Origin of the sequence: Klebsiella sp. RHBSTW-00215 (assembly GCF_014103785.1) — a bacterium.
In the GTDB taxonomy this organism is placed as follows: Bacteria; Pseudomonadota; Gammaproteobacteria; order Enterobacterales; family Enterobacteriaceae; genus Klebsiella.
Genome location: NZ_JABXQS010000001.1, coordinates 1889427 through 1903676 on the forward strand (window position 1 = coordinate 1889427; position 14250 = coordinate 1903676).

Consider the following 14250-nt stretch of genomic DNA (forward strand, 5'->3'; position numbering starts at 1 on the left):
TTGGACAATGCTATGAACAGATTATTATGTTGTGTTTTTTTATTTTCCTGTATCTCCGTATCACAGGCCAGCGTGGTTGTTGGTGGCACACGCGTTATCTTCGATGGCACACAAAAGACAACGACAGTCTCTGTTCAAAATAAAGACAATGTTACAAATATAGTACAGTCCTGGGTATCTATCGTTGATGAGACATCGCCAGCGAAAGATTCATTTATTACTACCCCTCCTCTGTTCCGATTGAAGGCGGGTGAGCAAGGGTTTGTACGCATTCTCCGTTCAGGTAAACCTCTGCCGGAAGATCGGGAGTCGATGTTTTGGCTGAATGTTAAAGGGATTCCTGCAATGGAAAACGCACCAGACAAAAACATGGTGCAATTTGCTATCAACTCCCGAATTAAACTTATTTATCGACCCGCAGCCTTAAAAAAAGCCATTCCAGAAAACTACTCTCAGAAACTGCAATGGTCCAGTGAAGGAAGAGCGCTGAAGGTGAAAAACGACTCTCCACTATATATGAATTTCTCAGGAATATTTATTAATGGCAAGGCAGTGCCCGAAGCGTGGTTTGTTGCCCCTTACTCAACGATAAAAATACCGGTAGCAAGCGCATCTTCATCTGGGAAAAGAGAAGTCACATGGAGCGTGATCAATGATTATGGTATGTCAGGACCGAAATATACTGCCATCATTCAATGATATTGAGTGTAATAATACATTTGTATTGAAAAGCAGCTACATTGCTATTCTCTGCTGTCTTGGCACAATCCCATTACCGACTGTCGCTGGGGAATACTTTAACCCACACTTACTTGAAGTGAACGAAACGGGTGCGACAGCCGTAGATTTATCCTATATCTCCCAGGAAACCGTACCTCCGGGTAAATACAATCTCGATGTCTATCTTAACGATAAGTTTATTACTTCTGAATCCATCGTTTTCAAGCCGCAAAATGAAGGTGATGATTCTTCTGTTCAGCCGTGTATCAGCGTTGCGCAACTGAAAGAGTGGTCGATCAAAACCGAAGATTATCCCGAACTCACGGTGGCTGGCTCCGGGTGCGCAAAGCTGTCCGCGATCCCCGGATGGGAGACGGCGGTACAGCTTTCGCATCAGCGGGTCGATTTCACATTGCCTCAGGTCGCCATGTTGCACCGTCCGCAGGGTTATGTCCCCGAAAGCAGATGGCAGCAGGGCATTACTGCCGGGTTGTTTAACTATAATCTTTCCGGGCAAAAAACCGATCCGCGACACGGCGGCGAATCGACGTCCAGCCAGTTTGTCAGCCTGCAACCAGGTCTGAACGTTGGACCATGGCGTTTACGAAATTACAGCACCCTCAATCATAATAATGATGGTAATCAGTGGGACTCCGTCTACAGCTATATTTCACGTGATATTCATGCCCTGAAAGGCCAGATGATAATGGGGCAGACCTATACCTCATCAGGCGTGTTTGACAGTATCAGCTTCACCGGTCTGCAACTGAACTCAGATAAAGAGATGCTCCCGGATTGCATGAATGGTTTTGCGCCGGTGATTAAAGGGATCGCCCGCACGACCGCCGACGTGACGGTTTATCAGAACGGATACAGCATCTATAAAACCACGGTCTCTCCTGGCGCATTCGAAATAAACGACCTCTACCCAACCGGGAGCGCGGGCGATCTCTATGTGACGGTAAAAGAGTCCGATGGCAGCGAACAGAGCTTTGTTGTGCCTTTCGCTTCGCTGGCGATTTTGCAACGTGAGGGACAGGTCGATTACTCTTTCAGCAGTGGTAAAACGCGCTCGGGGAGTTCAGGAGGAAAGGAGTATAACTTCCTGCAATCTACAGTCGCCTGGGGGGCACTGAGTAACGTCACGCTATACAGTGGTTTCCAGCAATTAGAAGATAAATACAGTAATTTGCTGCTGGGGGCTGGGTTTAATCTGGGTTCTGTCGGCGCGCTTTCATTTGATGCTTCCCAGTCTGTGGCTGATATAAAAGAAAAACCTGCATCGGATAAAACATCATCCAGCGAAGGGCAGTCATATCGCGTGCGCTTTAGTAAAGATTTTCCGCTGACGGGAACCAACTTTTCTGTTGCTGGCTATCGTTATTCAACGCATGGCTACTACTCGCTGCAAAATTTTATTGATAACGCGAATTCTTACAGCGGCTGTTGTTCGTCAACCGGGCGGACGAAAGATCGATTTGACGCTTCAGCTTCTCAGGTTTTCTCCGGTTACGGTTCGCTATCCCTTTCACTGGTCAGTGAGTCCTACTGGGATAATTCACGTATGGAGTCTCTGGGCGTGAGTTATAGCAACACCTTTGGTCGGGTGTCATATTTCATCAATTACTCCTATAACCGAAATGTGCAGAGCACTAGCCAGAACAGTGATAGTTCGCCGTCCAGCGATAACATTATTTCCCTCACCGTGAGCGTACCTTTCGGCGCAGATATGTCGGCTAACTACAATATGAACAGTAGTCGGAAGGGCGACACCACGCATAGCCTTGGTTTAAATGGTGCAGCCTTAACGGACCGTTCCCTGAACTGGAACGTGCAGGAAGGATATAACGCAAACGACAGAAGTACCTCGGGGAACGTCAACCTGAACTATCAGGGTTCAAAAGGTGAAGTGGCGGCTGGATACGGTTATGACAGCTATAGCTCTCATTATAATTACTCGCTGCGCGGCGGGATGGTTGCCCACTCCGGTGGCGTCACTTTTTCACGCTATCTTGGCGAAAGCGTAGCGCTGGTTGAAGCGCCCGGCGTCAGCGATGTAGCAGTGCGTGGACAGACTAACGTGATGACTGATTCTGCTGGATACGCCGTCGTGCCCTTTGTTCGGCCCTACCATGAAAATAATCTCTCCCTTGATGAGCAGCAGGTCTCGGGAGCGGAAATTGATAATATCGTCAGGACGGTGGTACCGACGCGCAGCGCTATCGTTAAGGTAAAATACGATACCTGGATTGGCTATAAAGCGATGATGACCTTGCGCTTTCAAAACAAAGAAGTCCCATTTGGCGCGATAGTTTCATTGAATGATGAAGAACAGGATGTAAAAGATAGCAGAAGTACGATTGTGGGCGATGCTGGGCAGGTCTATCTGACGGGGTTACCGGTAAAAGGCATATTGTTGGTTAAGTGGGGTGATAAAAATAACGCACAGTGCCGTTTTAATTATGATTTGTCAGGTAGTAAATCAACCGATGATATTGTTTTTTATCAGGCGAACTGTCGATGAGTAAAATATGAATAGACTTCCTATCCAGGTGGCTAAAATGGCACGATTATCACTATTCAGCAACTCTAAGTTGTTGGCGTCATGTTGTGTCATTCAACTCTTCGCCAGCACCACTGTTTGGGCTTACGACGCTAATAGTACTATTAACTTTAATGTTACCGGTATGATTGAGGAACCCTCCTGTGAGGTGTCTGTAAAGCCTTCGGATAATATTGATTTAGGGACTGTATCTTATCAACATATGACCGGGAAACCTGGGGCTAATAGCGGGAATACACCTGTTTATCTTGAGCTTGAAAACTGCTCGAAAGATACCGCTTCGGTCACTATTACATTTAGTGGCTCATATTACGACGATACTTATTCAATGATATATAAAAATGCGCAGACGGATAGTACTGGAGCAAAAGGCGTTGGATTACAGCTTTTCAGCCTCAAGGATGCAAAATCATTAGGGCCTGGCGATCAATACACTTATATCTTCAGCGATGAGGCCGGCGGGCATGTTTTTGACATGATAGCCAGAATGTATACGCCCTATGGTGTAATCACTGCCGGGAAGGTACTTTTTTCAGCCACATTTAATGTGTCATATAAATAATGTGTAATTTGCAGAGGGCGGTATGTTTAAAAGCATTTTATTACTTTTAACATTGGTTTTTCCTATTTATGGTTGGTCATGTAGTGCCGGTGCTAATTATGGCGATGTGGCGATGACTAATCTACCTGAGCAAATATTAGTCAATGCGGGAAGCTATTCTTCTGGAACCGTTCTATATGATTCCGGGCAAATAACCCGCTCGCAAACTCAGGTCTGGAACTGCGAAGGGAGTATGTATGCCCGTTTTGAATGGTCTTCAGACAATGCAGGTGTACTTACTGGAGAACATATTTATGCTACATCCGTACAAGGTATTGGTTTAAGAGTTAAAGTATGGCTGAATATTACCGGTGAATATGATGGTGATAATGACGATTTTAAACCTGATTATACTGAGCATTATATTGGTGATTCAGAGTTTTATCTTGGAAAAGCAAGTGGTTTTATCGATAGCTTTGCAACAACAAACTACTCCCCGGTATACCAGCTACAACTGGTCGCAACGGGTGGCGCTATTGCCAGCAATAGTTCTCTGACGCTGAAGGATCCCATTTCGTCGGTTTCGCTCAAAGATAGCGCCGGAACGATGGTTATTTCCCAACTGCACGTCACCGGTACGACGAAAATTCAGCTGACGCCGATGGGCTGCACGGCAAGTTCGACCGCGCTAAATTTCCCGATGGGCTCAGTTAAAACGAGTGAATTTAATCTCTCCAGTAAAGCGGGCTCCGCCCAGCAAACGTTGGCGCTGACCTGTGAGCCAGGGACTTACGTGACGATGCGTATTACGGCGACAGAAGCGGAGGGCGATAATCCGGATCACACTGTGATTGCTCTAACGCCTGGCGAAAACGTGGCGACCGGTGTAGGAGTTCAGTTGAATATCAATGGCGCGCCGTTATCTGCGAATACCAACTACAGGGTATTCGATCCGGTCAACAGAACGACGGTGACAAACTCTGGCGCTGAGGCCAGCTACACTGTGTTTACCGATCCAAATAACCCCGGTGGGGCGTCAGGGACAAACACGCTGTACTTTTCGACCAACTATTACAAAACGGGCTCTGAAGTGACGCCGGGAACCGCCAACGCGAGTGGAACGATAACGTTTACCTACAACTAGCATATAAAAATTCCCCGGTCAGCCGACCGGGGAGTGAGTCATCATTAGTGCGCCTGACCTTTCTCAATACCGATACCGGTCTGTGAACGGATAAACTGCGCGCGGAACCGCTCGCGCTCGCGCAATCCTTCCTCTGAGTTATCGGTAGCGGAAAAGAACCAGATACCGACAAAGGCAATGGCGATAGAGAACAGCGCCGGATATTCATATGGGAATACCGCCTTTTCGTGGCCGAGGATCTGCACCCAAATGGTCGGGCCGAGGATCATCAGAATCACCGCGGTCAACAGACCCAGCCAGCCGCCAATCATCGCCCCACGCGTGGTCAGCTTCGACCAGTACATTGACAGCAGGATAATCGGGAAGTTACAGCTGGCGGCGATAGAGAACGCCAGGCCGACCATAAACGCGATGTTTTGATTCTCGAACAGGATGCCCAGCAGAATCGCCACCACGCCCAGAATCAGCACGGTAATCTTCGACACTCTCAACTCTTCGCGTTCGGTTGCGCCTTTCTTAAAGACGTTGGCGTACAGGTCATGCGAAACAGCCGAAGCTCCCGCCAGCGTGAGGCCAGCCACCACCGCCAGAATAGTGGCGAAGGCGACCGCTGAGATAAAGCCGAGGAACAGGTTGCCGCCGACCGCATCCGCCAGATGCACCGCCGCCATATTATTGCCGCCGATCAGCTGCCCGGCCGCGTCTTTAAACGCCGGATTCGCCCCTACCAACATGATGGCGCCGAAACCGATGATAAAGGTCAGGATGTAGAAATAACCCATAAAACCGGTGGCGTAGAACACGCTCTTACGCGCTTCTTTGGCGTCGCTCACGGTGAAGAAACGCATCAGAATGTGCGGCAGCCCCGCGGTACCGAACATCAGTCCAAGACCGAGCGACAGCGCTGATATCGGGTCTTTCACCAGCCCGCCGGGGCTCATAATCGCCGAGCCTTTAGGATGGACCGCCATCGCTTCGGTAAACAGGTTATTGAAGCTGAAGCCGACGTGTTTCATCACCATAAAGGCCATAAAGCTGGCGCCGAACAGCAGCAGAACCGCTTTGATAATCTGCACCCAGGTGGTGGCGAGCATACCGCCGAACAGGACATAGAGCACCATCAGTACGCCGACCAGCACCACCGCGATGTGGTAATTGAGGCCGAACAGCAACTGGATAAGCTTACCGGCACCAACCATCTGGGCAATCAGATACAGCGCCACTACCACCAGCGAACCGCAGGCGGAGAGGATGCGAATCGGCCCCTGTTTCAGACGATAAGAAGCCACATCGGCAAAGGTGTAGCGTCCGAGGTTACGCAGGCGCTCGGCGATCAGGAACAGAATAATCGGCCAGCCGACCAGGAAGCCGAGGGAGTAGATCAGGCCGTCGTAGCCGGAGGTGTACACCAGCGCGGAAATCCCGAGGAACGAGGCCGCCGACATAAAGTCACCGGCAATCGCCAGCCCGTTCTGGAAGCCGGTGATATTGCCGCCCGCGGTGTAGTAATCGCTACGCGAACGCACGCGTTTTGACGCCCAGTAAGTGATGTACAGCGTCAGAGCGACGAAAATCAGGAACATGATAATCGCCTGCCAGTTGGTCGGCTGGCGCTGTACCGCGCCGGTGATGGCGTCTGCGGCGTTGGCGGTAAAAGGGAGCGTGGCGGCGAGCGCCGTCAGAACTTTCTTCATGATGCTTTAACCTCGCTGAGAATGCTCTTCGTCAGCTGGTCAAATTCACCGTTTGCCCGCCAGACGTAAATTCCGGTTAGTACGAAAGAGATAACGATTACGCCGATACCGATCGGAATACCCCGGGTGACGCTGGTTCCCGCATGCAGCGGCGTGCCCAGCCAGCCGGGGGCGAAGGCGATAAGCAAAATAAAGCCCACATAGATCACCAACATAATCAGTGACAGGATGGTGGCAAACCTTTGCCGGGCTGCAACAAGCTCCCTAAAATGCGCACTATTTTCTATCCGCTGACAAATCTGATCGTTCATCGTAGCGTCTCCAGAGGTTCCCTTTCGTCATCCACGCGCCATCTGTCGGCAACACTCATCCGCCCGGCAGTTAACTGTCGGGAATCAGCCTGGTTACCGCTTTCCTGCTACCTGAAATCCTTGGGGAGTTTTTATTTATGTCCTCTCCCCTGACGGGGAGAGGGTGTAGGGGATCGGTCTTTTATGATGGCATAGCGATGGCCTGCTTCTCTTCGAGCAGTTTTTCCACCACGCCAGGATCGGCGAGCGTTGAAGTATCGCCGAGATTACTGGTATCGCCCGCGGCAATCTTGCGCAGAATACGGCGCATGATTTTCCCCGAGCGGGTTTTCGGTAGTGAATCGGTCCAGTGCAGGATGTCCGGCGTGGCCAGCGGCCCAATCTCTTTACGCACCCAGTTGCGTACTTCGGCGTACAGCTCCGGCGAAGGTTCCTCACCATGATTAAGCGTGACGTAGGCGTAGATGGCCTGGCCTTTGATGTTATGCGGAATGCCTACCACTGCCGCTTCAGCGATTTTCGGATGCGACACCAGCGCGGATTCAATTTCGGCAGTGCCCAGACGGTGCCCGGAAACGTTCAACACGTCATCCACGCGGCCGGTGATCCAGTAATAACCGTCTTCATCACGGCGCGCGCCGTCACCGCTGAAGTACATATTTTTAAAAGTAGAGAAGTAGGTTTGCTCAAAGCGTTCGTGATCGCCGAACAGGGTGCGCGCCTGGCCTGGCCAGGAGTCGGCGATGGCCAGGTTGCCCTCGGTTGCGCCTTCCAGCGGCGTACCTTCGTTATCCACCAGCACCGGCTGAACGCCGAAGAATGGACGCGTAGCGGAGCCAGCCTTAAGCTCAATGGCACCTGGCAGCGGGGTGATCATGAAGCCGCCGGTTTCGGTCTGCCACCAGGTATCCATCACCGGACATTTCTCGTTGCCGATCTTCTTCCAGTACCACTCCCAGGCTTCCGGGTTAATCGGCTCGCCGACGGAGCCAAGAATGCGCAGGGAGGAGCGGTCGGTGCCCTCAATCGCTTTATCGCCTTCCGCCATCAGCGCGCGGATCGCCGTGGGTGCGGTATAGAGAATGCTGACATGATGCTTATCGACCACCTGGCACATGCGTGCCGGGGTTGGCCAGTTTGGCACGCCTTCGAACATCAGCGTCGTCGCGCCGCAGGCCAGCGGGCCGTACAGCAGGTAGCTATGGCCGGTGACCCAGCCGACGTCGGCGGTACACCAGTAGATATCGCCCGGATGGTAGTCGAAAACGTATTTAAAGGTCGAGGCCGCATAGACCAGGTAGCCGCCGGTAGTATGCAGTACGCCTTTTGGTTTACCAGTCGAGCCGGAGGTATAAAGGATGAACAGCGGGTCTTCGGCGTTCATCTCTTCCGGCTGATGCTCGGCGCTGGCTTTCTCTATCAGATCGCTCCACCACAGGTCGCGGCCTTCATGCCAGTCGATTTTGCCGCCGGTACGTTTGAAGACCACCACGTTCTCAATGCTTTTAACGTTTGGATTTTTCAACGCGTCATCAACGTTTTTCTTTAGCGGGATCGCGCGACCGGCGCGCAGCCCTTCATCAGAGGTAATAACCAAACGGGAGTTAGAGTCGATGATGCGCCCGGCGACCGCTTCCGGCGAGAAGCCGCCGAAAATCACCGAGTGGATAGCGCCGATGCGGGCGCAGGCCAGCATCGCCACCGCTGCTTCCGGCACCATCGGCATATAGATAGCAACGACATCACCTTTTTTAATGCCGAGGTCGAGCAGGACGTTGGCAAAGCGGCAGACGTCATGATGCAGTTCGCGATAAGAGATGTTTTTGCTCTGGCTGGCGTCGTCGCCTTCCCAGATGATCGCCGTCTGGTCACCGCGCTCCGCCAGATGACGATCGAGGCAGTTAGCGGCCAGGTTCAGGGTGCCGTCTTCGTACCATTTGATGGAAATGTTGCCCGGCGCGAAAGAGGTGTTTTTCACGCGAGTATAGGGTTTGATCCAGTCAAGGATTTTGCCCTGCTCACCCCAAAACGCGTCGGGGTCGGTGATGGATTGTTGATATTGCGCCTTGTACTGTTCCGGGTTAATCAGGCAGCGTTCCGCAATATTAGCGGGAATAGAGTGTTTGTGTATTTGGCTCATGGCTTTTTTTCTCCTGTAGGTTGTTAAATATATGTCAAATAAACGTTAATAGTAGGGCTTTTGGCGGCTTTGTTTACTATTTGGGGGGCAGATCACGCATTAATTAAACTGAATGAAAAGCAATCAAATGAAACTTTGAGGTGAAATAATTTCTTGAGTTGATTTATAGAAATTGAATTTATTAAATATTTTTTATAACAAATACTTATGCAATGTAAGGCGACAATATTAGCGAGTTTATGCAGAAAACAAGATTAAACCCCTGTTCTTAAAGACTTGCGCAGCATGCCGTGCAAATGATACTGATACTGCGCGTTAAATAATCCTATAAAGCAACGCAACACAATTCATACCCCTTTCAGCAGGCGTCATTACCTCCTGGAATGGTGCCTTTCATTGAGGAAGTCTGTAGTGAAGAAAAAAACAAAAGTCAGCCTGGCCTGGCAAATTTTGCTGGCTCTGGTGCTGGGCATACTTCTGGGTAGTTACCTGCATTACCACGCTGAAAGCCGCGACTGGTTAATCTCGAATCTCCTGACGCCTGCCGGCGATATCTTTATCCATCTGATAAAAATGATCGTTGTACCGATTGTGATTTCGACCCTGGTGGTCGGCATTGCGGGCGTGGGTGATGCGAAACAGCTGGGCCGTATCGGCGCGAAAACCATTATCTATTTTGAAGTGATCACTACGGTGGCGATCGTGCTGGGGATTACCCTGGCTAACGTTTTCCAGCCGGGAACCGGGATCGATATGTCGCAGCTGGCGGCGGTCGATATCTCGAAATATCAGAGCACCACGGCGGAAGTGCAGAGTCACGCGCATGGTTTCATGGGCACGATCCTTTCGCTGGTGCCGACCAACATCGTGGCGTCGATGGCGAAAGGCGACATGCTGCCGATTATTTTCTTCTCGGTGCTGTTCGGTTTAGGGTTATCTTCGCTGCCCGCCACCCATCGTGAACCGCTGGTCACGGTGTTCCGCTCCATCTCCGAAACCATGTTCAAAGTGACGCACATGGTGATGCGCTATGCGCCGATCGGGGTATTTGCCCTGATCTCGGTGACCGTGGCGACCTTCGGCTTTGCCTCGCTGTGGCCGCTGGCGAAGCTGGTGATTCTGGTTTACTTCGCGATTCTGTTTTTCGCACTGGTGGTGCTGGGCATCGTGGCGCGTGTATGCGGGCTAAGTATCTGGATCCTGATTCGTATTCTGAAAGACGAGCTGATTCTGGCGTACTCCACCGCCAGCTCTGAGAGCGTGCTGCCGCGTATTATTGAGAAGATGGAAGCCTATGGCGCACCGGCGGCGATCACCAGCTTCGTGGTGCCGACCGGCTACTCGTTTAACCTTGATGGCTCAACGCTGTACCAGAGCATTGCGGCTATCTTTATCGCCCAGCTGTACGGTATTGACCTCTCTATCTGGCAGGAAATTACCCTCGTGCTGACGCTGATGGTGACGTCGAAAGGGATTGCGGGCGTGCCGGGCGTCTCCTTCGTGGTGCTGCTGGCGACGCTGGGCAGCGTGGGGATTCCGCTGGAAGGTCTTGCCTTTATTGCCGGCGTTGACCGTATCCTCGATATGGCGCGTACCGCGCTGAATGTGGTGGGCAATGCGCTGGCGGTACTGGTTATCGCCAAATGGGAACACAAGTTTGACCGCAAAAAAGCGCTGGCGTATGAGCGTGAAGTGCTGGGTAAATTTGATAAAACGGCGCAATGAAATACGTTTCACTTGCGCCAGCGTTTGATATTGTGGGTTTCGTAGGCCGGGTAAGGCGTTAGCCGCCACCCGGCAGAAATGCGGGCACAATGTTTAAAGCAGGCTTGTCCAAATAAAAAGCCCGGTGACATATCGCACCGGGCTTTTTCTTATCTTTTACTGATCCTGTCGAACTCTTCGCACCCGGTATCAAACCCTTCCTGACAGCTGACGTTGAGCCAGTGCAGCGCTTTCTGCTTATTCGGTTCGATAAAGCCTTTTTCCCCTTGCTGGAACAACATTCCGGCCCAGTATTCGGCATAGCCGGTGCGGGAGAGGGCTGAGCTCTCTTTAAAGTACTGCGTCGCCTTTGCGTCATCTTCCGGAGGATGAACGCCGCTGGCGTAGATCAATCCCAGCAGCATTTGGGCGTCGACGGCGGAGTCGCTTTCCGGATCCTGGGCAGCATCCTGCAACAGCGTAATGGCGTGTGGATAGTTCGGTGTTCCGGCCTGCTGGTTCACCAGTACCCGAGCGAGAACAATTTCACCCGCCTTGCTGCCAACCTGCACGGATTGTTCCGCCAGCGCTTTGGCCTGGTGATAGTCGGCCTGCTGCGGATTGCGAATCTTAAGCTGGGCCAGCAACGCCAGCGCATCGCCGTCACCCTTGTCAGCCGCTTTTTGCGCCCAGTATTCGGCCTGCGGAAAATCACCGAAGCTGACGTAAGTATCCGCCAGGTAATATTGTGCGCGCGGATCGCCCGCTTCGGCCTGCTGTTTGTACTGGCTGCCTGGTTCCATGGCGCCTGCGGTGAAGCTTGCTATCACCAACAGTAAATAGAGGTATTTCATTTTTTATTATCGGTAGAGGACATAGTGAGCAGTATAAAGGGAGGCGAAGAAGAAGAAAACGACGGGAACTCGTGGGGAGTTCTCATGCTTTACCTGAACAATCGTGCCGTCTGTTTCCCGGGGGCGGCGCTAGCGCGCCTTGCCCGGGCGACAAATTCACAATCGTTTGCGGTCCGGTAGCCCGGACAGGTGCGAAACACCGCCTCCGGGGAGGCGGCTTGATTAACCCATCGCGCTTTCGCGCAAGCGGGATTTCAGCTTATTGTACTCGTCAATCACGTACTGCTCGGCGGCACGCTGGTCAGTGATCCGCTCAATGTTGACGGCGCAGTACTTGTACTCCGGCGTTTTGGTTATCGGACTCAGGTTCTCGGTCACCAGCTCGTTACAAGCGCCAATCCACCACTGATAGGTCATATAGACCGCCCCTTTATTTGGACGATCGCTAACCTGCGCGCGGGTGATGATGCGGCCTTTACGCGAGTTAACCCACACCAGCGCTTCATCCTCAATGCCCAGACGTTCGGCATCGGCGGTGTTGATTTGCGCATAGCCAGGTTCATCCGCCAGCGCGGCCAGCGCCGCACAGTTACCGGTCATCGAGCGGCACGAGTAGTGGCCGACTTCACGCACCGTCGACAGCACCATCGGGTACTGCTCGGTGAGCTTGTCAATCGGCGCGACCCAGTCGCAAGTGAAGAACTGCGCCAGACCGTTCGGGGTATCGAACTTCTCTTTAAACAGATAAGAGGTCCCCTGATCGGCGTCGGACTCGTCGCGACACGGCCACATGATGTAGCCCAGTTCGCCCATTTTCTCGTAGGTGGCACCGTAGAAATCCGGGCACAGATGACGCAACTCGTCCCAAATTTCCTGGGTATTGTTGTAATGCATCTTGTAGCCCATCCGGGTGGCGATTTCGCTAATAATCTGCCAGTCGGTTTTCAGGTCCCACTTCGGCTCTACCGCTTTAAAGAAGCGCTGGAAGCCGCGGTCCGCTGCGGTATAGACACCTTCATGCTCGCCCCAAGAAGTGGACGGCAGAATGACATCGGCCGCTGCGGCGGTTTTGGTCATGAAAATGTCCTGGACGATAACCAGTTCCAGCTGTTCAAACGCTTTACGCACGGCGGACAGCTCGGCGTCGGTCTGGAGCGGATCTTCCCCCATAATGTACGCTGCCCGTACTTCGCCGTGATCCGCGCGATGCGGCAGTTCGCTGATGCGATAACCGGTATGTTCCGGCAGGCTGTCAACACCCCAGGCTTTGGCGAATTTCTCGCGGTTTTCCGGGAACTTGACGTACTGATAGCCCGGATAAGTATCCGGCAGCGCACCCATATCGCAGGCGCCCTGAACGTTGTTCTGGCCACGCACCGGGTTGACGCCGACGCTCGGCTTGCCGAGGTTGCCGGTCATGATCGCCAGGCTGGTCAGTGAACGCACGGTCTCCACGCCCTGATAGAACTGGGTAACGCCCATGCCCCACAGGATCGCGGCGGATTTCGCGCTGGCGTACATGCGGGCGCAGGTGCGGATCTCCTGAGCGCTGACGCCGGTAATCTCTTCCACCGACTCCGGCGTATAGCCTTCGACGATTTTGCGATACTCCTCGAAGCCCTCAGAACGGCTGGCGACGAAGGATTTATCGTAGAGATCCTCTTCAATAATGACGTGCCCGATGGCGTTGAGTAGCGCGATGTTCGAGCCGTTTTTCAACGCAATGTGCATATCGGCAATGCGCGCGGTTTCGATTTTACGCGGATCGCAGACAATAATTTTCGCCCCATTGCGTTTGGCGTTAATTACGTGATTCGCCACAATAGGATGTGAATCTGCCGGGTTGTACCCGAAGATAAATACGAGATCGGTATTGTCGATCTCAGTGATGGCATTACTCATAGCGCCGTTACCGACCGATTGGTGCAGACCTGCAACCGAAGGGCCGTGTCAGACGCGAGCGCAGCAGTCGACGTTATTAGTACCAATAACGGCGCGCGCGAATTTTTGCATCACATAGTTAGTTTCATTACCCGTCCCGCGGGACGAACCGGTAGTCTGAATTGCGTCCGGGCCATACTTCTCTTTAATGGCGCTGAGACGGGTGGCGACGTAGTCGAGCGCCTCATCCCAGGAGACGGATTCCAGTTTGCCGCCACGCTGGCGACGGATCATTGGGGTTTTGAGGCGCGGGGTCAGGATCTGGGTATCGTTAATGAAATCCCAGCCATAATAGCCTTTCAGACACAGGGTACCCTGGTTGGTTTTCCCCTGCGCCGCCTCAGCCCGGACGATTTTGCCGTTATCGACCACCAGGTTGATTTTGCAACCTGATGCGCAATATGGGCAAACCGTGACGACTTTTTTCATCGGTCTTGCTCCAGTTAATCAATTGGCGCATACGCGCTATCGCGCCGTCACTATGCATCTTCTATGCCATGTTTTCATTGTGGGTATTGACTGATGATACGTCGTTTTTTTGGGCGAAATGCTGACGAAAAACAGGCTATCGTCAGTTTTGACGTGTCGACCTGAATCCATCACGTGACGTCCGTCACAGGATGGGTTCAGATGAAGAT

Annotated in this window: 10 protein-coding genes; 5 read left to right on the forward strand and 5 right to left on the reverse strand. The window is 52.3% G+C overall.

Features of this window, described 5'->3' with window-relative positions; all coding sequences use genetic code 11:
- Positions 1-12 precede the first annotated feature (12 nt).
- The 4 genes from HV127_RS08995 to HV127_RS09010 are packed head-to-tail and all read left to right on the forward strand — an operon-like array spanning position 13 to position 4968.
- Complete coding sequence (locus HV127_RS08995) at positions 13-699, forward strand: fimbrial assembly chaperone (RefSeq protein WP_182235664.1); 687 nt, start codon at positions 13-15, stop codon at positions 697-699.
- Positions 653-3244 (forward strand): fimbria/pilus outer membrane usher protein, encoded by a 2592-nt coding sequence (locus HV127_RS09000; RefSeq protein ID WP_182235665.1) that lies wholly within the window; start codon positions 653-655, stop codon positions 3242-3244. The genes HV127_RS08995 and HV127_RS09000 overlap by 47 nt, the downstream gene beginning before the upstream one ends.
- A 37-nt stretch (positions 3245-3281) precedes the next feature.
- Positions 3282-3845 carry a fimbrial protein gene (locus tag HV127_RS09005; protein WP_228727455.1) on the forward strand — a complete coding sequence of 188 codons (564 nt, stop codon included), beginning with the start codon at positions 3282-3284 and terminating at the stop codon, positions 3843-3845.
- Positions 3846-3867: 22 nt separating this feature from the next.
- Positions 3868-4968 carry a type 1 fimbrial protein gene (locus HV127_RS09010; RefSeq protein WP_182235667.1) on the forward strand — a complete coding sequence of 367 codons (1101 nt, stop codon included), beginning with the start codon at positions 3868-3870 and terminating at the stop codon, positions 4966-4968.
- Positions 4969-5012: 44 nt separating this feature from the next.
- Here the strand turns inward: HV127_RS09010 and actP are convergent, their stop codons facing one another.
- The 3 genes from actP to acs form a co-directional block, all read right to left on the reverse strand.
- Positions 5013-6662, reverse strand: a complete 1650-nt coding sequence (gene actP, locus HV127_RS09015; protein WP_181483991.1) for a cation/acetate symporter ActP — start codon at positions 6660-6662, stop codon at positions 5013-5015.
- Positions 6659-6973, reverse strand: coding sequence for a DUF485 domain-containing protein (locus HV127_RS09020; protein WP_110274548.1), 315 nt, complete (start codon positions 6971-6973; stop codon positions 6659-6661). Before HV127_RS09020 ends, actP begins: the two co-directional genes overlap by 4 nt.
- A 181-nt stretch (positions 6974-7154) precedes the next feature.
- Positions 7155-9113, reverse strand: a complete 1959-nt coding sequence (gene acs / locus HV127_RS09025) for an acetate--CoA ligase (protein ID WP_182235668.1) — start codon at positions 9111-9113, stop codon at positions 7155-7157.
- Positions 9114-9524: 411 nt separating this feature from the next.
- Between acs and gltP the strand changes: the two genes are divergently transcribed.
- Positions 9525-10838, forward strand: coding sequence for a glutamate/aspartate:proton symporter GltP (gene gltP / locus HV127_RS09030; protein WP_112215858.1), 1314 nt, complete (start codon positions 9525-9527; stop codon positions 10836-10838).
- A 149-nt stretch (positions 10839-10987) separates the two neighbouring features.
- Here the strand turns inward: gltP and HV127_RS09035 are convergent, their stop codons facing one another.
- Positions 10988-11671 carry a tetratricopeptide repeat protein gene (locus tag HV127_RS09035; RefSeq protein WP_182235669.1) on the reverse strand — a complete coding sequence of 228 codons (684 nt, stop codon included), beginning with the start codon at positions 11669-11671 and terminating at the stop codon, positions 10988-10990.
- A 222-nt stretch (positions 11672-11893) separates the two neighbouring features.
- Positions 11894-14041: a formate dehydrogenase subunit alpha gene (gene fdhF, locus HV127_RS09040; RefSeq protein WP_182235670.1), complete on the reverse strand. Its 2148-nt coding sequence runs from the start codon at positions 14039-14041 to the stop codon at positions 11894-11896.
- Positions 14042-14250 lie beyond the last annotated feature (209 nt).

Bases quoted from the DNA above. Each gene is read 5' to 3' on its own strand.
- acs (WP_182235668.1), bottom strand. From the start codon at position 9,113: ATGAGCCAAATACACAAACACTCTATTCCCGCTAATATTGCGGAACGC.
- HV127_RS09020 (WP_110274548.1), bottom strand. From the start codon at position 6,973: ATGAACGATCAGATTTGTCAGCGGATAGAAAATAGTGCGCATTTTAGG.
- HV127_RS08995 (WP_182235664.1), top strand. From the start codon at position 13: ATGAACAGATTATTATGTTGTGTTTTTTTATTTTCCTGTATCTCCGTA.
- HV127_RS09005 (WP_228727455.1), top strand. From the start codon at position 3,282: ATGGCACGATTATCACTATTCAGCAACTCTAAGTTGTTGGCGTCATGT.
- actP (WP_181483991.1), bottom strand. From the start codon at position 6,662: ATGAAGAAAGTTCTGACGGCGCTCGCCGCCACGCTCCCTTTTACCGCC.
- HV127_RS09035 (WP_182235669.1), bottom strand. From the start codon at position 11,671: ATGAAATACCTCTATTTACTGTTGGTGATAGCAAGCTTCACCGCAGGC.
- HV127_RS09010 (WP_182235667.1), top strand. From the start codon at position 3,868: ATGTTTAAAAGCATTTTATTACTTTTAACATTGGTTTTTCCTATTTAT.
- HV127_RS09000 (WP_182235665.1), top strand. From the start codon at position 653: ATGATTATGGTATGTCAGGACCGAAATATACTGCCATCATTCAATGAT.